General features: G+C 41.2%; 22 protein-coding genes and 1 pseudogene. 14 read left to right on the top strand and 9 right to left on the bottom strand.

What is annotated here, in order from left to right; translation table 11 throughout:
* The first annotated feature begins 417 nt into the window (after positions 1-417).
* The 9 genes from HWQ42_RS15070 (at position 418) to HWQ42_RS15035 (ending at position 9,589) form a co-directional block, all read left to right on the top strand.
* Positions 418-1,257, top strand: a complete 840-nt coding sequence (locus HWQ42_RS15070) for a Pvc16 family protein (protein ID WP_099100382.1) — start codon at positions 418-420, stop codon at positions 1,255-1,257.
* Positions 1,258-1,286: 29 nt separating this feature from the next.
* Positions 1,287-2,948, top strand: coding sequence for a phage tail sheath C-terminal domain-containing protein (locus HWQ42_RS15065; RefSeq protein ID WP_292739593.1), 1,662 nt, complete (start codon positions 1,287-1,289; stop codon positions 2,946-2,948).
* A gap of 92 nt (positions 2,949-3,040) precedes the next feature.
* Positions 3,041-3,496, top strand: coding sequence for a phage tail protein (locus HWQ42_RS15060; RefSeq protein ID WP_094331970.1), 456 nt, complete (start codon positions 3,041-3,043; stop codon positions 3,494-3,496).
* Between the two features lie 22 nt (positions 3,497-3,518).
* Positions 3,519-4,013: a phage tail protein gene (locus HWQ42_RS15055; protein WP_292739591.1), complete on the top strand. Its 495-nt coding sequence runs from the start codon at positions 3,519-3,521 to the stop codon at positions 4,011-4,013.
* Positions 4,014-4,024: 11 nt separating this feature from the next.
* Complete coding sequence (locus HWQ42_RS15050; RefSeq protein ID WP_292813374.1) at positions 4,025-4,372, top strand: hypothetical protein; 348 nt, start codon at positions 4,025-4,027, stop codon at positions 4,370-4,372.
* A gap of 316 nt (positions 4,373-4,688) precedes the next feature.
* Positions 4,689-5,072, top strand: coding sequence for a phage tail assembly protein (locus HWQ42_RS15045; RefSeq protein ID WP_292813371.1), 384 nt, complete (start codon positions 4,689-4,691; stop codon positions 5,070-5,072).
* Positions 5,015-5,218 (top strand): DUF6760 family protein, encoded by a 204-nt coding sequence (locus HWQ42_RS35560; RefSeq protein WP_313931140.1) that lies wholly within the window; start codon positions 5,015-5,017, stop codon positions 5,216-5,218. The genes HWQ42_RS15045 and HWQ42_RS35560 overlap by 58 nt, the downstream gene beginning before the upstream one ends.
* Positions 5,215-7,215, top strand: a complete 2,001-nt coding sequence (locus HWQ42_RS15040; protein WP_292813368.1) for an FHA domain-containing protein — start codon at positions 5,215-5,217, stop codon at positions 7,213-7,215. Before HWQ42_RS35560 ends, HWQ42_RS15040 begins: the two co-directional genes overlap by 4 nt.
* Before the next feature lie 193 nt (positions 7,216-7,408).
* Positions 7,409-9,589, top strand: a complete 2,181-nt coding sequence (locus tag HWQ42_RS15035) for a CHASE2 domain-containing serine/threonine-protein kinase (RefSeq protein WP_292813365.1) — start codon at positions 7,409-7,411, stop codon at positions 9,587-9,589.
* A 123-nt stretch (positions 9,590-9,712) separates the two neighbouring features.
* Here HWQ42_RS15035 and HWQ42_RS15030 read toward each other — a convergent pair whose 3' ends face one another.
* Positions 9,713-10,153, bottom strand: coding sequence for an Hsp20/alpha crystallin family protein (locus tag HWQ42_RS15030; RefSeq protein WP_292813363.1), 441 nt, complete (start codon positions 10,151-10,153; stop codon positions 9,713-9,715).
* 852 nt (positions 10,154-11,005) lie between these two features.
* Here HWQ42_RS15030 and HWQ42_RS15025 point away from each other — a divergent pair.
* Both HWQ42_RS15025 and HWQ42_RS15020 read left to right on the top strand, forming a co-directional pair.
* Positions 11,006-11,401: a hypothetical protein gene (locus HWQ42_RS15025; protein WP_292813361.1), complete on the top strand. Its 396-nt coding sequence runs from the start codon at positions 11,006-11,008 to the stop codon at positions 11,399-11,401.
* Between the two features lie 395 nt (positions 11,402-11,796).
* Positions 11,797-12,525 carry a hypothetical protein gene (locus tag HWQ42_RS15020; RefSeq protein ID WP_292813358.1) on the top strand — a complete coding sequence of 243 codons (729 nt, stop codon included), beginning with the start codon at positions 11,797-11,799 and terminating at the stop codon, positions 12,523-12,525.
* A 139-nt stretch (positions 12,526-12,664) separates the two neighbouring features.
* On the opposite strand, the pseudogene HWQ42_RS15015 reads toward HWQ42_RS15020, so the two are convergent.
* From HWQ42_RS15015 to HWQ42_RS15005, 3 genes and pseudogenes are all read right to left on the bottom strand, one after another.
* Positions 12,665-13,405: pseudogene (locus tag HWQ42_RS15015) on the bottom strand (transposase); the annotation flags it as partial.
* Between the two features lie 118 nt (positions 13,406-13,523).
* Positions 13,524-14,291, bottom strand: a complete 768-nt coding sequence (locus HWQ42_RS15010; RefSeq protein ID WP_292739576.1) for a circadian clock KaiB family protein — start codon at positions 14,289-14,291, stop codon at positions 13,524-13,526.
* A 167-nt stretch (positions 14,292-14,458) separates the two neighbouring features.
* Complete coding sequence (locus tag HWQ42_RS15005) at positions 14,459-15,733, bottom strand: type IV pilus twitching motility protein PilT (RefSeq protein WP_292813356.1); 1,275 nt, start codon at positions 15,731-15,733, stop codon at positions 14,459-14,461.
* Between the two features lie 734 nt (positions 15,734-16,467).
* Between HWQ42_RS15005 and HWQ42_RS15000 the strand changes: the two genes are divergently transcribed.
* Together HWQ42_RS15000 and wecB are read left to right on the top strand one after the other, a co-directional pair.
* The gene (locus HWQ42_RS15000; RefSeq protein WP_292813498.1) at positions 16,468-16,839 is read left to right on the top strand and encodes a hypothetical protein; all 372 of its coding nucleotides are present in this window, start codon (positions 16,468-16,470) and stop codon (positions 16,837-16,839) included.
* A gap of 261 nt (positions 16,840-17,100) precedes the next feature.
* The gene (gene wecB / locus HWQ42_RS14995) at positions 17,101-18,213 is read left to right on the top strand and encodes a non-hydrolyzing UDP-N-acetylglucosamine 2-epimerase (protein WP_292813353.1); all 1,113 of its coding nucleotides are present in this window, start codon (positions 17,101-17,103) and stop codon (positions 18,211-18,213) included.
* A 121-nt stretch (positions 18,214-18,334) separates the two neighbouring features.
* Here wecB and HWQ42_RS14990 read toward each other — a convergent pair whose 3' ends face one another.
* The 5 genes from HWQ42_RS14990 to HWQ42_RS14970 form a co-directional block, all read right to left on the bottom strand.
* The gene (locus tag HWQ42_RS14990; protein ID WP_292813351.1) at positions 18,335-18,925 is read right to left on the bottom strand and encodes a peptidoglycan-binding protein; all 591 of its coding nucleotides are present in this window, start codon (positions 18,923-18,925) and stop codon (positions 18,335-18,337) included.
* Between the two features lie 269 nt (positions 18,926-19,194).
* Entirely contained in the window at positions 19,195-19,605 is a 411-nt protein-coding gene (locus HWQ42_RS14985) for a response regulator (protein ID WP_292813348.1), read from the bottom strand.
* Between the two features lie 153 nt (positions 19,606-19,758).
* Complete coding sequence (locus HWQ42_RS14980) at positions 19,759-20,511, bottom strand: Crp/Fnr family transcriptional regulator (protein ID WP_292813346.1); 753 nt, start codon at positions 20,509-20,511, stop codon at positions 19,759-19,761.
* Positions 20,512-20,591: 80 nt separating this feature from the next.
* A complete protein-coding gene (locus HWQ42_RS14975; RefSeq protein WP_292813342.1) occupies positions 20,592-21,338 on the bottom strand; it encodes a Crp/Fnr family transcriptional regulator in 747 nt (248 codons plus the stop codon).
* Positions 21,339-21,528: 190 nt separating this feature from the next.
* Positions 21,529-22,266, bottom strand: a complete 738-nt coding sequence (locus HWQ42_RS14970) for a Crp/Fnr family transcriptional regulator (protein WP_292813340.1) — start codon at positions 22,264-22,266, stop codon at positions 21,529-21,531.
* 822 nt (positions 22,267-23,088) lie between these two features.
* Here HWQ42_RS14970 and HWQ42_RS14965 point away from each other — a divergent pair.
* Positions 23,089-24,126, top strand: coding sequence for an NADP(H)-dependent aldo-keto reductase (locus HWQ42_RS14965; protein ID WP_292813337.1), 1,038 nt, complete (start codon positions 23,089-23,091; stop codon positions 24,124-24,126).
* The last annotated feature ends 59 nt before the right edge of the window (positions 24,127-24,185 follow it).

Here is a 24,185-nt window from a genome sequence, read left to right as displayed (position 1 = left end):
TAAACGGCTGCCCGAATTCAATAAACGGCTGCCCGAATTCAATAAACGGCTGCCCGAATTCAATAAACGACACCCCGAATTCAATAAACGACACCCCGAATTCAATAAACGACACCCCGAATTCGATGAACAACTGCCCGAATTTAATAAACGACACCCCGAATTCGATGAATATACCTTTGAAATTTGGGCTTCTGTCTTAACTTGACACTAATGCTTTTCAGCCCACCCCACAAGAAAAAATGTAGTGTGTCTAATTAAGAACTGCTCCAGATTAATCTACAAACTGAAGTTGCTGCTTTACGGATTCTTGACCCAATACGCCATTTCAAAATATCGACAAAAGTCTAATTAACTTTAGAAGCCCGATACATATACTGTAGATGCATCTGGATTAGCTACCAGCAGAACACCTTCATGCTTATCTTCGTTCTTCAAACTTTAGCCGAAATTCTAGCTGGAGGAACCTCACTTACTAGTACAGAGCAAATTGACTTTAGCCATCCTGGTAATCGAAGGGAAGAGGGAGCAGGCCCGACTCTCAATTTGTATATTTTTGATATACGTGAGAGTAAGCAGGTACAACATTCTGGCAGGCAAGTAGAACGCAAGCTAACACGCGCTCTACAACCTGCCACTGTAAATTGGGCACCCGCTTGGTTTGATGTTTCGCTGCTATTAACAGCCTGGGATAGAACAGCTTTAGGTGAGCATCACTTTATTAGTGAGGCGTTGACTGTGCTGTTGCGCCATCGCACCTTGGAAGAGGAGTTTTTGGTTCCTGAATTACGGGGCTATGGTAATTTGAACATGACAGTTGCCCTAGAGCCACCAATTGAGATTGGCTCTTTATGGAGCGCTCTCAGTGTGCCATTACGTTCAGCCTTATATTTGACAGTCACAATACCCTTCGAGCCACAACCGACTCCAGTGCCTTTGGTTTGGGAGCGAATTTTCAATTTGCGAAATCAATTGTCTCGCGATAGTGACAGTCTAGTATTAACCAGGCGAGTTGCGATCGCGGGTATTGTCAAAAGTGCGGTGACAAATTTGCCGCTGGTAGCGACAGAAGTGGCTGTGAGAGGAACTGACAAGTCCATATCAACTACTAAAGAAGGGCTGTTCTTCTTTGAAGACCTTCATTTAGGTAATTATGTTTTGACTCTGAATCATCCTGGCTATTTACCCCAAAACGTCAATGCATTGGTAGATAACCAAAGTAATACTTTCAAAGAAATATTTCTAACTCCTGAATAATTAGATTTTTACTGACTTGGAGAAACTTCATGGCTAGACTTGATTACTTTGCTCCTGGTGTTTACATTGAAGAAATTGACCGGGGTAGCCGACCAATTGAAGGTGTTAGCACAGCAGTTGCCGGATTTGTAGGTTTTACAGAAGACGTTCGTGGTGGGGCTGAATTATACAAGCCCATGCTAGTAACCACTTGGACGCAATTTTTAAACTACTTTGCGCGTCCCAACTCTGACGGCTTCACCGACTTCAACGCTTATTTACCCTTTTCAGTCTACGGCTACTTTATGAATGGTGGCGGTCGTTGCTGGGTAACAAGCATCGGAACTCAGTTACCAGGCGCACCCAAACCCGCGACTCCAGAACCAGCTAACTTACGAATCAACGCTCGAGGTAATCGTCCAGCCCTGCGTTTTACTTTGCGCCCTGAGCAAGCAGCAGGCGGATTAGTAAATATCGTTATTATAGATGGTTCACCGCGTGCCCTACCTGAAGGTACTGAAGGAGAAGCACCTCCAAATACGGGCGAGTATTTCACCATCCAAATTCGTCGCGGAGATGAACTTTTAGAGGAATATGAGAATTTGACAATGAACCGCGAGCCTAATGGTCAAACGGCAACTTATGCGCTGGCGGCATTGAGAAATTCGATGTATGTCACTGTAGAAGACATAACTCAAAGTGGACAGCCTTTAGCTCGTCGTCCGGTTAATGGTCAATATGAACTAGCGCCACCCATTGTTGCTGCCACACCCGATAGATTTTCACAAAATTTAGAAGGGGTTCGAGACGATCGCACCGGGGTACGCGGTATCTTTGAAGTTGATGAAATCACAATGCTGGCTTGTCCTGATGTGATGCGGGCTTATCAAGAGCAGGTGCTGAATTTAGATCAAGTTCACGGTATCATCGAACTGATGATTAGTATGTGCGAGGGTTCTGCCAGTGGCGATATTCCCAACCCGCCCAACCGGATGGTTGTACTTGATTCGCCACCGGAAGCCGTCAAACCGCAACAAGTAGTGGAATGGTTGAATAGGTTTAACCGTCGTTCGATGTTTGCGGCCCTTTATTATCCTTGGATTAAAGTACCGAATCCACGCGATCGCGGTAATCCAATTTTAGTACCTCCTTGTGGTCATGTGATGGGTGTTTGGGCCCGCACCGACGAAACCAGAGGAGTTTACAAAGCCCCTGCAAATGAAGTTCCCAGAGGCGTAATTGGTTTGGGTTATGACACCAACTTCCGCGAACAAGAATTATTAAACCCCTTGGGGATAAATTGTATTCGCAGCTTCCCCAATCGAGGTATCCGCATTTGGGGCGCACGCACTTTAGTTGAGCCAGATAAAACAGAGTGGCGTTACATCAGTGTGCGTAGATTAATTAGCTATATCGAAAAATCCCTAGAACTGGGGACTCAGTGGGTAGTTTTTGAACCGAACGACCAAGATTTATGGGCGCGTGTCACCCGCACCGTCAGTAACTTCTTAGAGCGTATCTGGCGTGAAGGTGCTTTATTTGGTGCATCTCCAGCCCAAGCATTTTATGTCAAGTGCGACGAAGAATTGAACCCACCAGAAACCAGAATTTTAGGACGTTTATATATTGAAGTCGGAGTTTGTCCCGTCAGACCAGCTGAATTTGTTGTTTTCCGCATCAGCCAATGGAATGGCATTGAAGATAGCGAATAGACCAAGAATTCTCCTCTTGTAGAGACGCGATTTATCGCGTCTCTCCCCATTGCCCATTTCAAAATTAATTACACACAAAGGAGTCTAAAAGTATGGCAGGCGAATTTTTAACCTCTTGTAAGTTTTACTTTGAAGCTGACGGAATTACTGATAAATTCATTAAAGAAATTAGCGGACTAGGCGTTGAAAATACACCAGCGCAAGAAGTTCACGGTTCATCTAAGGGCGCTAAACTAATGCGTCAAGCTACACCAACTGTTGTTAAATTTACCAACATTACAGTAAAAGTCATCGCCACTGATGATATAGACCTTTATAAATGGTATCAAGACTGTAACGAAGATATGGGAGACCCTCGGAAGTGGGCACAGAATCGTAAGACTGGTTCAGTGGTTGCTTACGACCAACAAGGCTCTGAAAAAGCACGCTGGAACATTGTCAATTGTTATCCCTGTAAATACACCGGGCCTACCTTAACAGCCTCTGGTGGTGATATGGCAAATGAGACTGTTGAATTGGTTCACGAAGGAATTAAACGAATCAAATAATTAGCATTTGCAGTAATTAACAGTGGTACAATCCGCAAGCCGAATTCCAGAAGTTCTGACAGCCCATCGGTTCTATTTAGAACTGACACTAGAAGGTCAAAACGATGCCAATTGTTTCTTTTTGGAGTGTCAAGGCTTTAAAAGAACACAAGAGGTTATTGAAATTACTGAAGTCACTTCTCAAACCTGGGGTACAAAAGGGCAATCAAAAGGTCAGGTGGTGAGAACTAAGCTTCCTAGCAATCCCAAGAGTGGTAATCTGATTCTGCGTAGAGGTACCACCAACTCTATGGATTTTTGGAAGTGGTTTGAGAAAGTCGAAAAGGGTAATTGGTCTGAGCAACGTAGACTTGTTGCTTTGTCTATTTATAATCAGGCAAATCAAGAAGTAGCTAGATTTGAGTTAGCCGGTGCTTGGCCTGCAAGTTACAAGATTGCCGATGTCAACGCCCGCAGCCATGACATCGAAATTGAGGAGGTGGAGGTTGCTTTTGAGGAATTTAAACGCGTGAAGTAATTAGGAGGAGTATGTTTCCTACAGAGTTTGAATTTACATTGCCAAAGGGGTATCTAGACTCTGAAGGCAACCTCCACCGCAAAGGTGTAATGCGGTTATCAACGGCGATAGACGAGATTGCACCCTTGCGTGACCCACGCGTTAAAGCTAATCCCGTTTATGCCACAATTATTATCTTGTCGCGAGTGATTACCCACTTGGGTGCTTTATCAGAAGTGACCCCTGCAATCGTGGAAAACTTTTTTTCTCAAGATTTAAATTATCTCCAAGATTTTTACCGTCGAATCAATGGCTTGGAAGGCGAAACTTCCATACCGGAAGATACAGTAAATGCTCCCGAAGCACTTCTTCATAATTGAATTGGGCATGGGGCATGGGGCATGGGGCATTGGGCATTGGGAGTAGGGAGCAGGAGGCAGGAGAGCAGAGAGCAAAGACTCATTAATGGAGTTCAAAGCCTCATTAATGGAGCTAAAAGACTCATTAATGGAGCTAAAAGACTCATCCCCTATTCTCAATGCCCAATGCCCCATGCCCAATAATCAATGACCCTATTCTCAATACCCAATGCCCAATACTTCTCTACGAGAGGCTGCGCCAACGACTTCGCGGTAGTTGAGCGCAGTCGAAACTCAGTACAAGTGCCCAATGCCCAATGCCCAAATTAAATAACCTATGCGCCGTAAAAAGGATACTCTCTGCACAGAATTTGCTTTTACTCTTCCTAGAGGATTGAGTGATGGCGAACAACGAGTACATCGTCATGGGGTGATGCGTTTAGCCACCGCCAAAGATGAAATTTTGGTGCAACAAGAGCGCAAAGTTCAGGAAAATCCGGCTTACGGTGTCTTGGTAATGCTTGCAAGGGTTATCACTCGCTTGGGCAGTTTCAATTCTGTTAGCCCTGATTTACTTGAAGAACTACTCTTACATGACATTGCCTATCTCCGAGAATTTTACAATCGAATCAATCAACAAGGCAATGTACACATTCCGACACAATGTCCCCACTGCAATACTCAATTTTCAGTGGAGCTAGAACTAGCGGGGGAGTCGTAAGCTACCCCTCTGATACTTTATATGAGGAGGTAGCTTTTATTGCTTATCATTTCCACTGGTCACAAGATGATATTTTAAATTTAGAACATACTACCCGTCAGCGCTGGGTAGCAGAAATCAATAAAATTAACCAAAAATTAATATGAAAGTAAAAGTTAGCTACTCACCAAATCTAAGTGAAGTCAATGAAGTTGACCTGACCACAGAAACCCCAACGAGAGGAGAATGGCTAATAGGTCGTTCTCCTGATTCTGATTTACTCCTAGACAGCCCTGATATCAGTCGGGTACATGCTAAGTTTTTTGTTAAAAATGGAAATTACTACTTTTCTGACCTTGGCAGTAGAAATGGCTCAATATTTAATGGAAAACAAGTCGAAAAAGATCGACCATATTCTTTGAGTGATGGAGATGTTATTCGGATTGCAGATTATGTTTTGATTTTAGAAGCAGTTGCCCCCGTTTATGAGCAACCAGAGACAGTCTTTAGAATTATAGATCCTTCACTGTTTTCTCGGCCGCGATCGCCTGAAAATGTCAGCGCTGCCAATGTTGTTAATCCAGTCCCGGAGGTAGTTAGCGAAGTTCCACCACCAATTAGTCAAGAAGTAGAAACACCTGAAATTAATGCTCCTTCCCCAGAAATTAGCGAAATTGAGGAAGTTGTTGCTACTCAATCTGATGATGTCATCCCAGTTGCTGAGATAATCACCCCTGAAAACATCATTCAGCCACCAGAAGCAGTTAGCGAAGTTCCACACGATGTTCGTAATGAAATTGTGGATTTGCGGACATTAGTTACACCAGAAGTCAGCGCCGATAGTGAGGAAGTAGAGGTTCCAGAAGTCAGCGAAGCCTCAGAAGTTTCTTTGACTGAACCTGATAACGCCATCGCTGCACCTGAAAACATCATTGAAACTCCCGAAAATGAAAGTGTCCTTCCAGAAGCTAACCACGATGAGGCTATAGATTTTGAAGCAACATTGGCAACAGAATCTACTTTCGTGCAACAGCGTGATACAAGTGCTATTCCAGAAACTACCTATGACGAGAATGCAGAGTTAGAGGCAGCACTAGAAGCAGAAGTCACCTTTGTACAGCCACGTGATATTTTCAACGAAGTTCCTGCACAAAGCGCCACTCCAGAAACTACCTACGATGAAAATGCAGAGTTGGAGGCAGCACTAGCAGCAGAAGTTACCTCCGTACAGCCGCGCGATATTTTCCACCCTGTATCTGAGGAGGAGAATAACATTCCCGAAGCTACTCACGATGAAGTAGTAGATTTGGATACGCCAGTCGTAGAAGAAGTCAGTGAAGTTGTTGAAAACGAAGAGATTCAGCCACAAGAAGCATTGAGCCAAGTTACACAGGATATAGATGAAGCGATAGATTGGGATACGTCAGTTACAGCAGCAGACAGCGCAGATGTTGACGAATTAGAACCTACTTCTGCTGTTGATGAAACAGTCAATGAAGTTTCTGAAACATTGACTGCGCCTGATGAGAACATTGCAGAAATTTTCAGCAGTCAAGACATTGATTTGAGTAATACAAGTCCTGAAGAAGTCAGTGTAGATGTTGATGATGTTTCTGCACAAGTAAGTGAAGTTTCTGACTCAGCTGATATTCAATCTTTGGAAACAACAGAAAGTGGAGCTACTGATAGCATCAGTCAAACTATTGAAGAATTTCCTGAAGTAGAAGAAGCTCATTTTGATGAAACTCCAGAAGAAACAAATGTTAGTGAGTCTCCTCAAGCAATCATTGAAAGAAATATAGTACTGATTGCTCATGAAAGCAAAAAATCAGAACTTGCTGAATTGGTTTCTGAACATCAGGAATTTTTCTCGCAGAGCTTTACAATTACTTGGCCATCTGTTAGTGAAGTCTTACATCAACAGGCAGGAATAACGATTAGTCAACAAACCCCCGCACCAACTTCTGGAGGATATCAAACAATTGCTTCATTGGTTGGAGCCGGAGAAATTGTAGCAGTTATTTTCCTGCGAGATTTGCTGCAATCTCAGCCTGGTCAAGCAAATGAAGAAGCACTGTTAAGATTATGCACTATTAATCAAGTTTTATTGGCTACTAATTTGTCAACAGCAGAGGCGATTGTGCATTATCTCAAACACATCTAACAATTCTAAATGAGTTATGAACAAAAATATCCCCGACTTCTTAAAGAAGTCGGGGATTTGAGCATTTTGGTGTTTAAAAGTAAAATATGATTACTATATTTTTTGAAAAGTTGCAAATTGCGTAGAATAATTTCAATATTAAAAATTAATCTCAAAATATACGTATATTTTAAGGTAAAACCTATTTAAAAAAATGGTTGTAACTTTTAAAAGTTTATTTAGACAGCCAGTTATTCTTTCAAGTGCGATCGCAACACTTCTGTTAATAGGCATTCAAAAACTGGGGGTTTTCGAGCCTCTAGAAATGAAAGTCTACGACCAAATGATGCAATTACGTGCCGACTCAGGCCCAGACACTCGTTTATTGATTGTCGCTTTAAGTGAAAAAGATATCCAAAAATGGAATTGGCCCCTGTCTAGCGAACTTCTAGACCGGCTGTTAGGCAAACTTGAAGAATATCAACCGCGAGTCATTGGTCTAGATATTTTTCGTGACTTACCAGTACCGCCTGGTCATGACAAACTACTGCAACGCCTACAACAGAGCGATATCATCATTCCTATTTGCAAACATTCTGGTTCTAACAATCCGGGAATAGCGCCCCCAAAAGGCGTTGAAGCAGAGCGAGTGGGATTTAATGATGTCGTAGAAGATACTGACGCTACAATTCGCCGCAATCTATTATTAGTAAGTGCAGAGGAATCCGATTCTTGTCAAAGTACCTATTCTTTTAGCTTACAACTAGCACTCAAATATTTAGAAGTTGGAGGCATCCAACTAGAATTTACCCCCAAAAAGGAACTACAACTACGTAATACTATATTTAAACCCCTGCAAAGTAGTGCTGGCGGCTATGAAAAAGCAGATACCAATGGCTACCAAATCCTGCTTAATTACCGTTCTGGTCATCAGGTTGCCCAGCAGGTAACTATTACAGAAGTACTTGCAAATCAAGTTAAACCAGATTTAGTTAAAGACCACATCGTTTTGATTGGTTCAACAGCTAATAGTTTAAATGATATTTTTAATACGCCCTTTGCTAGCGGTAAATCAGATAATTCTGGCAAAATGGCCGGAATTGAAATTCATGCCCACAGCGTTAGTCAAATTCTCAGTGCTGTTCTTAACAAACAGCCTCTATTTTGGTTTTTGCCTGAGTGGGGTAAAGTCCTTTGGATATGGGTATGGACTGTAGTTGGTGGGTTGCTAGTATGGCGGATTCAACATCCGCTAGGCTTAGTATTGGCAGCAGCAACAGCCCTTGCAGTGTTATTTGGAGCCAATTTTGTCATTTTTACCCAAGCTGGATGGTTCCCAGTCATACCTCCGGCGTTGGGGTTAGTATTTACCGCCGGCAGTGTCCTTGCCTATAGTGCTTATCAAACCAAGCAAGAGCAAAAAGAAATTACCCAACGGGTTCAAGAACACCAACAATTAATTCTAGAATTGCAAGGTCTTTTACGGCAGCGCGGCAACGCCTCAAATGAGGCACCAACAGTAATTGCTGATTCCATCGGGCAAGAAATTTCACTAGGCACACTACTAAATAACCGCTACAAAATTACTCAACCCTTGGGTTCTGGAGGATTTAGCAATACTTATTTAGCCGACGATATCCAGCGTCCTGGTAATCCGCAGTGTGTGGTCAAACAGTTGCGACCTCCTCGCCAAGATGCAGAATATTTAAATGTTGTCAGACGCCTATTCGACGCTGAAGCAGAAATTTTAGAAACTTTGGGTAAGCACCCACAAATTCCTCAACTCCTAGCTTTTTTTGAAGAAAATCGGCAATTTTCTTTAGTGCAAGAATTTGTTCGAGGACACGCTATGGATAAAGAGTTAACTGCTGGGAAGCAACTAAAACAAGCTGAAGTTGTGGAAATACTCAAAGAAGTTTTAAACGTGCTTGTTTTTGTTCATAGCTATGGCGTAATCCATCGAGATATCAAACCTAGTAACTTAATTAGGCGAGAATCAGATCGGCACATTGTTTTAATTGACTTTGGCGCTGTTAAGCAGATTCAACCTCAGCAGCAAGAAGCTCAAACAATTTCAATTGGCACTCCTAATTATGCACCCTCTGAACAAATGAGTGGGTTGCCAAAACTCAACAGCGATATTTATGCGTTGGGAATTATGGGAATACAAGGTTTAACTGGGGTAGAACCCAGAGAGTTTCGTAGAGACACAAATACTGGTGAAATAATTATCCAAAGTGTAGCTGATGCTAATCAACAGATTTGGCAACATTGGCGCGAATTAACTGATGCTACAGACGAGTTGGTTATGATTTTAAATAAAATGGTACATTTCGACTTCACTCAACGATATCAGTCAGCCGCAGAGGTGCTTAAAAATCTCGAAAGTCTTTAGTACTTTTTTCTCAACACTAAATTACTTAGAAAAAAGCTTGGTCACTCGCATGACCAAGCTCTTAACTATTTCAATCAATCATTGGAGGTAAAGTAGTCTGATCGCAAACCATTAGTTAGCAGGTTATTCTAAATTAACCTTGACAACTTTGTTTTTTTCTTGCTCAGTTTTAGGCAGTATTAGATTCAATATCCCATTTTTATAATCTGCCGTAACCTTAGTGTTTTGAACCCGAACTGATAGAGGAATTACGCGTTTAAATTTCCCGTAATTAAACTCACTTCTAGTAACACCTTTTTCCTCTGTTTTTGTTTCAGACTTCCGCTCACCGCTAATGTGAACAGCGTTTTCTGTGACTTCCACATCCAGGTCTTTAGCTTCCAGCCCTGGCAGTTCTAGCTTCAGATGAATTGCATCTTCAGTTTCTTGGATTTCAGCAGCAGGAACATTGCTTAAGTCTCTGTCCAACAATACAGATGCTAATCCCGTGTCTTGAAATAAACTATTAATTAGATCTTGTACAGTGTCAATTTGATTTGAAGTATTTAAACGAATTAGTGTCATAACTATTCCTCGCAGTAATTAGCTTTTATTTAATCAGTATTGCACTTCAATTCGTGCTTACATATTCATACTATGTAAAATTTAGCTTGATGTAAATTCGGTTATTAGCACTAATTTATTGATGATTACCGTCCTAAATTAGACATACAAAATAGATTACGGTTTACTCTAATTTGTGTGTTCGGGAAACCGAATAGATAAATTAGATTCAATCATCCTTAACTAATAAATCTGCTGTTGAAGGGGATAGTGCAGAAATACGATGCCTCAGTTGGGCTATGCCTACAACTGAGTAACAAGGCTGCAAAAATCAATACAGTTCAGTTAAGCAAAGCGCAACCCAACAAAGCCCAGGAAATGTTAGGTTTCGTTCCTCAACCAACCTACACAGTTTAAGACTTTTGGCGCTAACCCAAGCGTATTGCTGCATAAATTTTTAGATAACCTCAGTTAAATATATATCTGTTCAAGTTTTTCCTGAACTTAACTCTCAATTTATCAACCAACACAGCATCAATAATGAAACTCTTTCCCTTGCTAAATTTTGCGCAACTTCTTAATCCTAGTACAACACGGCGGAAATAAACCACCCCTTCGGGAAGCTACGCACAGCGTCTCGTAAGAGTTGGACGCAAAAGACGCAAAGATAAGAAAGAAGTCCTTAAGCCAAGCGTATTGGGGTCTTAGCAACTTTGAATGAACCGTAGGATGCGCTCGATTAAATCACCCGAATGGGTGAGGAAAAAATCAACCGTTCAGGTGAACTGGGTGCAGGAAGTTAAGACAGATAAAAAATAAGACTCTATTACTCAATAACACTAATTGCACTTTACTATAACTAAGGATAATCCTATGAAACTCTCTATCTTGATAGATTCTGTACTCATTGTTACTTCTATTGCTTTATTGCCTGGAATCGGTAGCACTCAAATAGCTACTAGCAATAGTGGCGAACCTATAGCTATCAATTCTAACAATTCATCTACTCATTCTACTAATGTCAGCTACCTAAAAGATTTTGATGCTGCATTTATAGCTTCTCAAGGTAATCTGAAAACACAGGATATTCCTAGCGGTAGTGCTTTGGTATCTCAATACCAAACAGGAAATGTAACTGCACTAAATGTGATTAAGACCGCTGTCAACGCTAAAAATTTACCACCACAAGCTTTGAATGATAAAGGTTATCTAAACGCTATCGAGTCGCAGCTGACATCAGACGATAGTACTAATGATTTCTCTTACTAAGTATAGACTTGCAGAGGTTCGTAATGGATTTATGAAATGCTGTACTATCATCTGATTGCTTTGACAAGAAAATGCGTAACCGAACAGGAAAAGCTGCTGTCTCCCCCTAATCACCATCCCATTCACAAAAATGACTTTATACCCCTCCAACACCTTGGAGGGGTTTTTAGTTAGTGCTACGGTTGCTACTTGCTCTAGCGTCATCCTATGCACAGTAGCACTGGAATGCTTTCTGCTTCCACAAAAGCGTAACTTATCATACTTTTAGAAAAAAGGGACGGGTCATAAATTATTTACTGTTCTATCAAATTAACGTTGTTAAGTTACTCAGCAGGTGTAGTTTTCACCTCCAGGCTGTGTTAGATATTGTAACGCGAAACAGGAGTATAGATACGTTGCTAAAGCTTTCTCCCGAATCTCCTTTATTTATTGTATTAATCATTATTAGTTTTCTAGTAGTAACTTTGTCAACTTGGTTATCATCTAAACCATTCGTTTTAAAACCATTTGGAGTTAATGATATTGTCCAGTTACTCACATTACAATTATTTATTTCTTTATTGCTAGAGCGTTCTTTAGAAGTTTTTATAACTACTTGGCGTGGCCCATTCGTTGAACAACTAGATATTAGTATTCAGCAAGAAAAGGCTCTAATTTCTGAGAAGATAAGACTTATGGAAGTACAACAGAACCAATTCCCTTCTTTAGAATCAAATCAAATCAGTGGACTTCCACCAGAAGGAATGAGTTTAGAACAGCAAATCATCCAAAATTTTACACAGAATCAACAAGATTCATTAAAAATTTTCCAGCCACAAATGGATGATATAAATGAAAAAGAACGCCAAAGAACAGCCTATAAATCTGATACACGGACAATTGCTCTATGGACATCCCTTTTATTCGGTCTTTTAATGAGTGCAATAGGTGTTCGCTCAATTGAACCACTTGTAGTTATTGATTTAGATAATCCCATACAAGTAGTTATTTTCCGTTGTTTAGATGCACTGCTGACAGGAGGTTTAATTGCAGGAGGTAGCGAGGGAATTCATAAGCTCATAAAAGTTTTTATCGACTTTATGGAAGCTACATCTAAACAAATCAAAAATCAGGGGTCGTCTTGATGAAATTATGAATACGGGATTATATTACCAAAATTATGCTAATGAAAGTAATATCTATTCTAAATATAAAGTACCATCTTCCCATAAATAATCTTTAATTTTTACAAAATTTTTATTTAAGTTTTTTAATAAATCTGTTTTAGATGAAACCTGAACTCCTTCCAGTTTTGGACAGGGGTGTTTTTTCCCGATAACCAATCTCGTAGTCAGCGGCTTGTTGCAATAAAGTTAAGATTTGCTCCTTAATATCTTTGACTAATTCAATAAACTCATAACGCGCCAGAGTGCCATCTCTAACTCGATGCCATAACTCAAATAATTTCTCCTGCTGTTTAATCAGCGCAATCCCTAATCCTGCAAAGACTCCAGAACGTTCTGAGATTTTGATAAATTCCCGTCGTAGATGCGCCCAACATAATTGCCGACGTTCCAGTTCTACCCAGTTGTATGCACCGTGACGGTCGGAATTTAAAATCCTCCCAAAGTTTTCACCCAACAAGTTTTCAGCCGCTTGGGTGCAACGAGTTAGGGCAATTTCAAAAAATGTGACTAGGGGGAGCCACTGCGTTGCGCGGCTTTGCCGACTTGAAGCATGTGGCGTTGTGACAGCAACCCATAGCCAAGCCTTTCTTTGTTGGGGATTACAACCGTCGAGATTAGCTTGATTAAAGCTCGTTTCATCTGCTCCTACAACCTTTGAGCAATGGATGTATTGTTTTGCTTCATCCACATAAGTCGTAACTGCATCGCTAGCTTCAAACCTGAGTTTGTTTACGGTTCCCAGTGATATTGCTATCCCAAACACTTCTTGCATTGCACTTTGTACCATCCTTTGACTATTGCGATACACTCCACTCAGCAATGCGACAAGTGCTACTACTCTTACTCCATAACCACTTGTGACTTCACACTACCAGATTCTGGTTGCAGTTTTTTACGATCGCCCTGCTACCCCCTGAACGCTTACCGCGCACTTGGCAAAAAACTAGTCTGATTACCTAAAATTTTTCCTTAGCAGCTAACATCTGTAAAATCTTTTCTACATGATCCAACTCTCCAACGATTCGCCGAATTGGGTGAGGCCAAACCTTGACAAGGGTAGGAGTTGCAGAAACCTGATTTAGTTCTGCTTGTTCTGGATGACTTAAAACATCAATCACCTTCAGAGTATAAGGATGTCCGAGCGATCGCTCTAACAATTCGTGTAAATTTTGCAGAATGCGTTCAGTAGAACTGCTATGTCCGGCAACAAACAACCGGAGAACATAGCCTTGGGTGATGGCTTCTTTTTTTTGTACAATTACTGGTTGGTGATATTTTGGCACAGGTTCAGAAAGGTCTAGACGGACAATTAAATCGTGATCTTCCCAAAGCTGCCCAAATGATGAACGATAGGTTGTTAACACCATGCGATCGCACAATCCTTCTTGCCAAGGAGCTGCTTGCCATACTAATTCCCCTGTGCCAAAAACAGCATTAAGCAAAGTTTGGTGTCTAATTACAGCCGGATAAGCTTCAGCAAAAGTTCGCACTTGTTGAGTGCGCGGATCTAACCAATTGTCAATAGTTGCAGTATAACAAGGCACTAAAAAGTGCGGTGGCTCTGGTAAATCTAGAATTTCTTGCAAAGCCGAGCACAAATGCAAATGCCATCGACCTTGCTTGCTAGGGTCGATGCAGTAAATTAAATCTCCTCCAGGTGTAAATAGCGCAATGCCTTTAAACAGCTGGGGTGTAGATAGTTTGTTTGTTGTCAAGTTATTCACAGAGGTTAGGTTAGGGAACTAAAAGTAAAAATTCTCTCTTTTACCTTAGCTATAACCTCAACCAGGATCGCAAAGATATTTGAGATTGGGGAGCAGGGGAGAAGAGTTTTCCCCTCTGCCCCGCACACCCTGCTCCTCTGCCTCTTCTCCATCCCCAATCCCCAATCCTAAACTCGACCTCGGAGAAACTGTGCCATTTCGTTAGGAGTTGGTGACATTTCTAAAGCAGTTTCTTCAGTGATTCGTCCGTCTTGATAGAGATTGAGCAATGACTGATTCATCGTAATCATGCCGTCAAAGCCGGCTTGTTTCATCAGCTCGCCAATTTCATCATACTTACCGTCTTTGATCCATTCTTTAATCGCCTCAGTATTGATCAGCACATCGTGGAAAGCAGCCCGCTTACCGTCAGTTGTGCGACACAAGCCTTGAGCAATTACTGCGACTAAAGACTCAGAAATCGCTACCCGCATTGCATCCTGTTCTTCACCAGAATAGAGGTTAAGAATCCGCTCAATGGTTTTGACCGCGCTATTGGTGTGCAGGGTTCCCATGACTAAGTGACCAGTCTGAGCGGCTTTTAAGGCGGTGTTAACTGTTTCCTTGTCCCGCATTTCCCCTACCAGAATCAAATCTGGGTCTTCCCGTAAAGCTGCTTTCAAAGCGTTGTCAAATTTCCGGGTATGCATTCCCACTTCCCGCTGTTTGACTAAAGACTTGCGGCTTTGATGGACAAATTCTATCGGGTCTTCAATGGTGATGATATGTTTGGCCATTTCCTTATTGATGTAGTCAATCATCGCTGCCATTGTGGTGGACTTACCAGAACCAGTGGGTCCCGTCACCAAAATTAAACCTTTATGGTGATGACAAATATCCCGAAAAATCGGAGGTAATCTCAACTGTTCCATAGTTAAGATTTTTAGCGGAATCAACCGCAACACCATTGCAGGCCCTTTAAGGGAGCCAAAAACATTAATCCGCACGCGAGCAAATTCGTATTGAGTTGCTCCGTCAAATTCTAAGGATTCTTCAAAGCGCTGAATTTCTCCCTCACTCATTACCTCCCGCAACCAACTCATAAAAGTTTCTTTATCTGTTTCTGGATAATCTCCTGATTGAATTTCTCCTCGGCTGCGGAAGCGGGGTGATTCTCCTACACCCAAGTGCAAGTCAGAATATCCCTGGTCGTAAGCTTCCCTGATTAACTTCTCTAAAGTGGGCCCTGCAATGCTGTTTTGAGGGCGAACTGAATTAGGTATTGGCGGTGGACTACCTGGACGATGACCTGCAACAGGTGGATTAGTGCCCCTATCCATTGACATATCGAGTGTTTGTGTCATCTGCCGCTGCGTACTAAAGGTTGGCGTTGGCGGTGGTGGCGGTGGCAAATTACGTACGGCGGCAGAGTTAGAATTTAATGGAGATTGTGGTTCTGTCATATATCTTCACATTTGGCAGTTAATAAAGTTGAATTAACGAGAAGTAAAGTCACTTGCTTTGATGACTTTTGGAGAATGCTTGTCTACAAGCCTTAGCGGTGATAGAAGGCGATTGAAGCTCTAGAACCACGGTCAATCTATTTCATCCACCTCAATTGGTATCTTTTATTTCCTAAGATTTGACTACTCAGAATATTTAGATAGATTATTTAACCTATCTAAACTGGTTTAACACACGTAAGGAGTCAAAACGCCTCAGTAAATACACACTGGTTAAAAAGTATTTTTTAATGCTTCTGTTTCAAGGTAAATATTCTCATGACTTAGATGAGAAATTTATCTCAGGCATGGGCACGAATTGCTAGCAATTAACAGTACAAATACTAGGCAGTTCATTTATTCAGCCCGTCTAGGAATTATGAGAAAGACTACTAGTTTTTATAAGAAATGTTAAGTTGAAGAGGAGTAATATCGTGGGGATCAAAGTTAAAAGCTCGTACCTTTTAGGTTATATACCTGAAGGTAGATGCAGTAAACAAGTTTTTTTAATAGATAGAAAGTTGAGTTTATATTCATAATTACGAAAAATTAACTGTAAACTTTAGTAAACAAATGCTCATTTTCTCAATTAGTTTTTATATACTGAATTTCACTGAAGAACAATTCAGTTTACTCGTGAAAAGCGAGAAATGACTGAAATTAAAATTTGTTGTGTATTTTGGGAGGAAAAGTCAATGGTTTCTGCTCAAAGCTCTAATCAAGGAAAGACCTACTCCTTGTTGATGATTAAAAGCTTTTTAATATGGACTTTTACATTAGCAGTATGTTTGTTGGTTGTGGGTTTTCCACTAGTTGTCTTGATGGCTACGGTCGGATGTCTGTTGTCGATTATCTTACAATCTGTGATGCCTGTTAGTGCGGTTTTGCTTGTAGCAGGCGCTCTAATAATCTTTAATGTCATGGCAGTTGTATTGGCTGCGGGTGTGCTAACTGTTAAGGGAGTTCATCCTAGTGAAGTTAAATGGTTAAGCTGGCTGCATGGAGAGGCAGACCAAATGCAGGCTACTGTTTACGCTGCTTGCCCTCTAACTTGTGAGATTAAATAGTTATTACAGGTTAATTAGACAAACAGTGCGTCTGCCCGGTTAAGCCGGGTTTTTTCATGGGTTTTATAATGTGAACTTTTAAATAGTCATTACAGGTTAATTAGATAAACAATGCATTTGCTCGGTTAAGCCGGGTTTTTTTATATCTTGTGTGATTTATCCATTAATATTTATGGTTTATGTAAGGATTGACCGCCGACTATTGACCATAGACCATTGACTATAGAGGATTGACTATAGATGGCAAATTACAGTTGACTAATGACTAATCAAAAACGCGTTTGCATTATCTTAGGTACTCGCCCGGAAGCGATTAAACTCGCTCCAGTTATTCAGGTTTTCCAGAAGTCTTCAAAATTTCAGTTGCAAGTAATTCTCACTGGACAGCATCGGGAGATGGTTGAGCAAGTTATGCAACTGTTTAATATCAAGGCTGATTATAACTTGGAAATTATGCAGGTTCAGCAATCTCTAAATGACATTACTTGCCGTAGTTTACAAGGATTAGAGGCATTATTCAAGGCGGAAAAGCCAGATTTCGTAATTGTGCAGGGAGATACTACCACTGCTTTTGCCGCAGCTTTGGCAGCTTTTTATCAAAAAATTCCTATTGGTCATGTAGAAGCAGGGTTAAGAACTGATGATATCTTCAATCCTTACCCAGAAGAGGCTAATAGGCGGTTGATTTCTCAAATTACTCAGTTGCACTTTGCGCCGACTCCTTGGGCTGTGGAAAATTTGCATCGTTCTGGTGTTTTGGGTGAAATTCACATGACGGGTAACACTGTAATTGATGCATTGTTAAATGTCGCTGCAACCCAAGTAGTTTGCGATGTCCCAGGCTTAGACTGGGAATCATATCGGGTTTTGTTAGCAACAGTTCATCGTCGGGAGAATTGGGGAGAACCTCTGTTAGCGATCGCTCAGGGCTTTTTACAAATCTTAGACAAGTTTCCTGATACAGCTTTGCTCTTACCATTGCACCGCAATCCGACAGTGCGAGTCCCATTGCAGGAACTTTTAGGGAATCATCCCCGGATTTTCTTGACAGATCCTCTAGATTATGGCGAATTGGTGGCAGCAATTGGGCGATCGCATCTTTTGCTCACTGACTCTGGTGGCTTGCAAGAAGAAGCACCTAGCTTGGGAAAACCAGTGCTAGTTTTGAGAGACACCACCGAAAGACCAGAGGCTGTTGTCGCTGGTACAGCCAAACTTGTCGGCACTACAACTGAGAAGATTGTTGCAGCCGCTGCTGAGTTACTCAGTGACTCAGATGCTTATGAAGCGATGGCAAACGCAATTAATCCCTTTGGGGATGGTCATGCAGCAGAGCGCATTTTGCAGATTGTCCAAAATTACATTTATGGGTAAAAAAGTTCGTAGTAAGGACTAAAGTCGTTATTTTCTAAGCACTAAAGTGCTTACTACAAACCCTCAAAACTAGTTTGACAATATTTACCAAACCACGAGATTTTTTAAGGGTGGCTTCTGGCTAAATACCCAGAGATGCTCGAGTTTCGGGGCCTACAACACCATCTACAAGTAAACCTTTACTTTCCTGAAAGCTTCGGACTCGGCTAACAGTTTCTTGACCGTAAACTCCATCAACCCTGAGATTACCTAAAGCTGTTTGCAGGTCTCTGACGAGCTGACCTTTTGAACCAGGGGTAAGAATCACCGAACCACCAACACCACCGGGTCTAGTCACAGGACGATTGTTAGGTCTATTACCAATCCATCGCGCAAAAACGTATCTACCTGTAGAAAGTCTGGCAAAACCGTTTTCATATCGTTCAATGGCTGGAAGTGTTGCGCCATTTGGTACACAGTCCACATACGAGTAGTTGCTGCTTGGGCCGGAACGGACACGTAAACAACTGCCGTTAGTCTTTACATACGCAGCCGAACTCACTTGAATCTGGGTTACAGCAGCAAATAATACACCAACACCAGCTAAAGCTAACCAAGCTGAAGATTTAAGCAGTTTTTTCCAATTGAATTGAGGTTGAGGAAGATTATACTTAGTGTTTCCAGATGCCTCTTCTTGAGCAATAAACATCTGGGAATAAGCAAGATATTCCATAATGCACTCCTTAATATGAAAAAATGAGTACTCGCAGAGAATTACTTGATCGTTCTCTGTATTTATTCTTAGTATATTTTATATCACTGTGTTTTTAAAATTTTTTATTGATAGCGAAATTAAGAAAAAATAAAATTAGTCAAAAGATTCGTAAAAAATGCGATGTCTAAGACGGGTTAGCTCGTCGTAGATATCGCATTTTGAAAATAAATAAAATTTAGTTAAAGCATTGTTGCTTAGTGGCTTGTCTTTTATTGCATCTAAATATGTCAAACGTATTGTTTGGTTCTAGTTAAAGTAGCAACCATAGAAGTTAACTCGTCTAAGTCTATCGGCTTGCGTTGGTGTACATCATAACCTGCTGATAATGCACGTTTACGATCGTCCTCGAAAATAGATGCCGTCAGAGCGATCGCTGGAATTTTTCTACCCCGCTTTGCTTCCAAATTTTTGACCTTCGAGAGTAGTGAGTAGCCATCTTCATCGGGTAAGCAAATGTCACTAATTAGGATGTCTGGCTTAAAAGATGACATTCTTTTTAGAGCCTCGTCTGCTGAAGCAGCTGCAATCACTTCTGCTCCCTCTAATTCAAAAAGGAAGGTAAGTAATATTCTCGTATCACTATCGTCATCAACAACGAGCAATCGCAGACCTTGAAAAGACATTGATTGATTAGACATTCTTCTTACCGCCCTATAGCTCAAAGAATTTAAGTAGCAATCACATCAAAAGGCACGTGTTTGTAAATGCTATTTGTTGCCTACTTTACTAAATATTAAAGGAACTAATTAGCAAGCGTCTGTCCGGTGTCGGACATAGTAACTTAAAATAATTCATTGGCGATGTCTACGACGGGCTACGCCTACGCGTCTTAGCTGATTCCCTAGCAACCGAGCAAATTCGTTTTGGATGACTCCATAACACTCGCAGGAAGTTGCTTCCAAATTCTCTCGGTTCAGGATGTTAATTTGACCACGCTGATAGCGAATCATTCCGGCTTGGCTGAGGGTGCTAGCCGCTACTGTCACACCAGAGCGCCTTACACCCAGCATCTGGGCGATAAATTCTTGCGTCAACGGAAATTCTTCTGATTCCAAACGGTCAGAGACTGTGAGCAGCCAACGAGCCAGCCGTTCCTCCAATGTATGAAGACGGTTGCAGGCACATGATTGTGTAAGTTCGGTATATACAGCTCGTACATAGCGCAGCAGCAGCTTTTGAATAGCTCCGCCCCGATTGAATTCGCTTCTAAATACATCAGCATCCATCTGCATTCCAGCACCCGCAACTTGGACAAACGCTTTTGTGGTTGTTGTGTTGCCTCCTAAAATTACTGGGATACCTACCATACCTTCATTGCTCACGATCCCAACTTCCACTGTCGAACCATCTTCCATAATAGTGACTATAGAAATCACTGCGTGTTGGGGAAAATAGACGTGTGTGATGGGTTCTCTTGGTTCATAAATGACTTGCCGAGTGGGAAGCGAAACTAACTTTAGGTGCGGAGCAAGACGCTCATAATCACTAGTTGGCAAAGCCGCGAGTAACTTATTTACTTGCGGCTTCAGGGTGTTGTCGCTCACTGAATATTAAAAGAGAAATTTGCTCATAATATTCTAAATTAAGTTACTTTTGCCAGTCTGTTCGGTTTCGTACACCTAACTCAAAAAAATTTTCTGGCTCGGTTACTGGGCATGAAGCCCAGTAACCGAGCAAATTCCTTTTGTATGACTTGATAACACTCACAGGAAGTTGCTTCCAAATCCTCTCGGTTCAAGATGCTAATATGACCACGTTGGTAGCTGATCATTCCGGCTCGGCTGAGGGTGCTAGCCGCTACTGTCACACCGGAACGCCGTACACCCAGCATCTGGGCAATAAATTCTTGCGTGAGTGGAAAATCTTCTGATTCCAGACGGTCAGAGACTGTCAGTAGCCAACGAGCCAGCCGTTCTTCCAGTATATGGAGACGGTTGCAGGCAACTCCTTGCGCCAGTTCAGAGTATACAGCTTGTACATAGCGCAGCGACAGGGTTTGAATAGCTCCGCCTTGATTAAACTCGGCTTTCAGTATATCTGCATCCATCTGCATAGCAGCACCCGCAACTTGGACAAACGCTTTTGTAGTTGTGGTGTTGTCTCCTAAAATTACTGGGATACCCGCCATGCCTTCATTACTTACTATCCCAACTTCCGCCGTTGAGCCATCTTCCATAGTGGTGACTATAAAAACCACTGCTTTATCAGGAAAATAGACGTGTGTGATGGGTTCGGCTGCTTCGTAAAGGACTTTCCGTAATGGGAGCGCAACCAGTTTCAAATGGGGAACAAGACGTTCATAATCACTGACTGGCAAAGCTGCGAGAAACTTATTTGGTGGTTGCTGAAAGAGTTTTTTATCTAATGACATTAAAAGCCACTCTCCTTAAAGGTAGGTGACTTTAGAAAAGACAGATCAGGGCACAAGGAAAGGATTAAGGTTCTGATCCTAATGTCAAAAGGTGTATTCGCTAAAGAAACACGGGGATAATCTAAATAAATCTTAAATGAATAAACTTCTTCGAGTCTGTACGGTTTGGTACATTGAAGCTGAAAAAAAATTATTTTCGCCGTTTATTGGGCAATAAGCCCAATAAACGGACATATTCATCTTCTATAATCTGATAACATTCGCAGGAGGTTTTTTCTAAAGCCTCTCGATTCAGGATGTTAATCTGACCACGGTAGTAGGTGATGATTCCGGCTTCACTCAGGATGTTAGCTGCTTCGGTGACACCAGAGCGACGTACACCTAGCATCTGTGAGATAAATTCTTGCGTGAGTGGAAATTCTTCTGATTGCAGACGGTCAGAAACTGTTAGCAGCCAACGAGCTAGCCGCTTTTCTAGCTTATGAAGACGGTTGCAGGCAGATCCTTGTGCTATTTGAGTATACATACCTTGCACGTAGCGCAGCAACAGGCTTTGAAGGGCTGTACCCCGATTAAACTCGCTCCTGAGTATATCCGCATCCATCTTCATCGCACTGTCTGGAATCTGCACTAATGCTGTTGTGGTTGTAATGTTGTCTCCTAAAATTACCGGGATACCCACCATACCTTCATTGCTCACTAAACCAGCTTCTACAGTCGAGCCATTTTCCATAGTGGTGATCATAGAAACCACTGCCTTATTAGGAAAATAGACCTGTGCGATCGGTTCGCCTGCTTCGTAAAGTATTTGCCGATTTGAGAGCGAAACTAGCTTTAGATGGGGGACAAGGCGTTCATAATCACTGGCTGGCAAAGCTGCCAGCAGCTTATTTGCTGGTTTATCAAGGGTATTTGTGTCTAATGACATTGGGATTCTCCTAAATGTAGCCGTCTCTAGAAAAGACAACTCACGGCATAAGGAGAAAATCAAGAGTCTAGCCTTAATGTCAAAAGGTGTATTCCCTAAAAAAACTTTAGTAAGAGAGTGAGGTTTTTATACTTGTATTTATAATATCACTAAATGAGTTGTCTCTAAGAACAACAAATCCAAATACATTAACTTAATTGCATTTGCGATCGCATAAATTAAATGAAATTATGTTCGCTAATCATATTGCTATATACATGAGCGTCATTGGAAGCGATCGCAGCAAAAAATTCCTGGTTATGCAAGTCATTAAAACCCTAAATCTTTTTCATTGCTACCAAATGCTGTTAACTCTCTCAGATATGTTGAGTATATTTTCATTACCATAAAGACAAGCTATTTGTAACTAAGCATATTAATATTTATTAAGACTTTATTCTAGAATAATCTGAAGATTTTTAATATACTACTGCAAATCTACCGATTTATTGTACTATATATCTAGCTTAAAACAGCCCATTTCACAAATACTCAATAAAAACAAGTATTTTCTACTACATATTTAAAATTTTTATTACTCAAAACTAACTTACTTATCTGGTTAATCTATGCAATAATATACAACTGTGCTTATTAACTACGTTTTGTCTACCGATTTAAAGTAGTATATATAAATATTCGCTGAAAAATTTATATTGGCTTAGTACCAAATCCAGTATTGGTTGAAGCTAATTTACTTAAAAAATAATAATTACCTTGACAAAATGCAAAATCTCTAACAAAAATATCACTATTGAATTGACTGAATAACAACACAGAAATATGAAGTATAACCAACTTGGCAAGAGTGACTTAAAAGTTTCTGAAATTTGTCTGGGTACTATGACTTATGGACAGCAGAATACTATTGAAGAAGCCCATGAACAACTAGATTATTCTATTGCCCAAGGAGTCAACTTTATTGATGCAGCAGAGATGTACCCTGTCCCAACAAGTGCCGAAACTTATGGATTAACTGAAACTTACATTGGGGAATGGTTAAAACGTCAACAAAGAGAACAACTGATTATAGCTACTAAAATTGCTGGCCCTGGTCGAGGTTTTAAATGGGTACGTGGAGGAGCCAAAGCAATTGATCGTGATAATATCAAACAAGCTGTAGATGATAGTTTAAAAAGATTACAGACAGACTACATTGATCTGTATCAAATCCACTGGCCAGATCGCTATGTGCCACGGTTTGGGCAAACAGTGTTCGATCCGACTCAGGTGGGAGAAACGGTTCCCATCGCTGAACAGCTAGCAGTTTTTGACGATGTAATTAAGGCTGGGAAAATTCGCTATATCGGTTTGAGTAACGAAACACCTTGGGGAGTTGCCCAGTTTAGTAATGCTGCTAAACAGTTAGGATTGCCCAAAGTTGTTTCGATTCAAAATGCTTACAACTTGCTGAATCGAGTATTTGATGGAGCCTTAGCAGAAGCAGTTTATCACGAAGAAATTGGGTTACTAGCTTATAGTCCTTTAGCATTTGGCTTCTTGACTGGCAAATATCTCAACGGCAAACCAGAGAAAGCAAGAGTCACTTTGTTTGAAAATTTTGGTCAGCGCTATCTGAAACCGAAAGTCAGTCAAGCTGTATCAGCTTATATAGAAATTGCCAAACGCCATCAACTAAGCCCTGCGCATCTAGCTTTGGCATTTGTGCGGAGTCGTTGGTTTGTGCCTAGCACAATTATTGGTGCTACGACACTGGAACAACTTAAAGAGAATTTAGAAAGTGTGGATGTAGTTCTCAACAAAGACATTTTGGAAGAGTTAGATATAGTTCATGCTCAGTCGCCAAACCCAGCACCATAAGAGTGCTGAGTAGTGAGTGGTGAGTGTGAATTGTTCAGGAATGAGTAGAGATAAGCGAT

The organism is Nostoc sp. JL23 (genome assembly GCF_017115065.1).
GTDB classification, from domain to species: domain Bacteria; phylum Cyanobacteriota; class Cyanobacteriia; order Cyanobacteriales; family Nostocaceae; genus Nostoc; species Nostoc punctiforme_A.
The sequence above is the reverse complement of the archived record's forward strand: the minus strand, read 5'-3'. Positions and strand labels throughout refer to the sequence as shown.

Bases quoted from the DNA above. Each gene is read 5' to 3' on its own strand.
- HWQ42_RS14975 (WP_292813342.1), bottom strand. From the start codon at position 21,338: ATGTCATTAGATAAAAAACTCTTTCAGCAACCACCAAATAAGTTTCTC.
- HWQ42_RS14965 (WP_292813337.1), top strand. From the start codon at position 23,089: ATGAAGTATAACCAACTTGGCAAGAGTGACTTAAAAGTTTCTGAAATT.
- HWQ42_RS14990 (WP_292813351.1), bottom strand. From the start codon at position 18,925: ATGGAATATCTTGCTTATTCCCAGATGTTTATTGCTCAAGAAGAGGCA.
- HWQ42_RS35560 (WP_313931140.1), top strand. From the start codon at position 5,015: ATGTCCCCACTGCAATACTCAATTTTCAGTGGAGCTAGAACTAGCGGG.
- HWQ42_RS14970 (WP_292813340.1), bottom strand. From the start codon at position 22,266: ATGTCATTAGACACAAATACCCTTGATAAACCAGCAAATAAGCTGCTG.
- wecB (WP_292813353.1), top strand. From the start codon at position 17,101: ATGACTAATCAAAAACGCGTTTGCATTATCTTAGGTACTCGCCCGGAA.
- HWQ42_RS15030 (WP_292813363.1), bottom strand. From the start codon at position 10,153: ATGACACTAATTCGTTTAAATACTTCAAATCAAATTGACACTGTACAA.
- HWQ42_RS15060 (WP_094331970.1), top strand. From the start codon at position 3,041: ATGGCAGGCGAATTTTTAACCTCTTGTAAGTTTTACTTTGAAGCTGAC.
- HWQ42_RS15045 (WP_292813371.1), top strand. From the start codon at position 4,689: ATGCGCCGTAAAAAGGATACTCTCTGCACAGAATTTGCTTTTACTCTT.
- HWQ42_RS15025 (WP_292813361.1), top strand. From the start codon at position 11,006: ATGAAACTCTCTATCTTGATAGATTCTGTACTCATTGTTACTTCTATT.
- HWQ42_RS15065 (WP_292739593.1), top strand. From the start codon at position 1,287: ATGGCTAGACTTGATTACTTTGCTCCTGGTGTTTACATTGAAGAAATT.
- HWQ42_RS15050 (WP_292813374.1), top strand. From the start codon at position 4,025: ATGTTTCCTACAGAGTTTGAATTTACATTGCCAAAGGGGTATCTAGAC.
- HWQ42_RS15070 (WP_099100382.1), top strand. From the start codon at position 418: ATGCTTATCTTCGTTCTTCAAACTTTAGCCGAAATTCTAGCTGGAGGA.
- HWQ42_RS15000 (WP_292813498.1), top strand. From the start codon at position 16,468: ATGGTTTCTGCTCAAAGCTCTAATCAAGGAAAGACCTACTCCTTGTTG.
- HWQ42_RS15005 (WP_292813356.1), bottom strand. From the start codon at position 15,733: ATGACAGAACCACAATCTCCATTAAATTCTAACTCTGCCGCCGTACGT.
- HWQ42_RS15035 (WP_292813365.1), top strand. From the start codon at position 7,409: ATGGTTGTAACTTTTAAAAGTTTATTTAGACAGCCAGTTATTCTTTCA.
- HWQ42_RS15040 (WP_292813368.1), top strand. From the start codon at position 5,215: ATGAAAGTAAAAGTTAGCTACTCACCAAATCTAAGTGAAGTCAATGAA.
- HWQ42_RS14985 (WP_292813348.1), bottom strand. From the start codon at position 19,605: ATGTCTAATCAATCAATGTCTTTTCAAGGTCTGCGATTGCTCGTTGTT.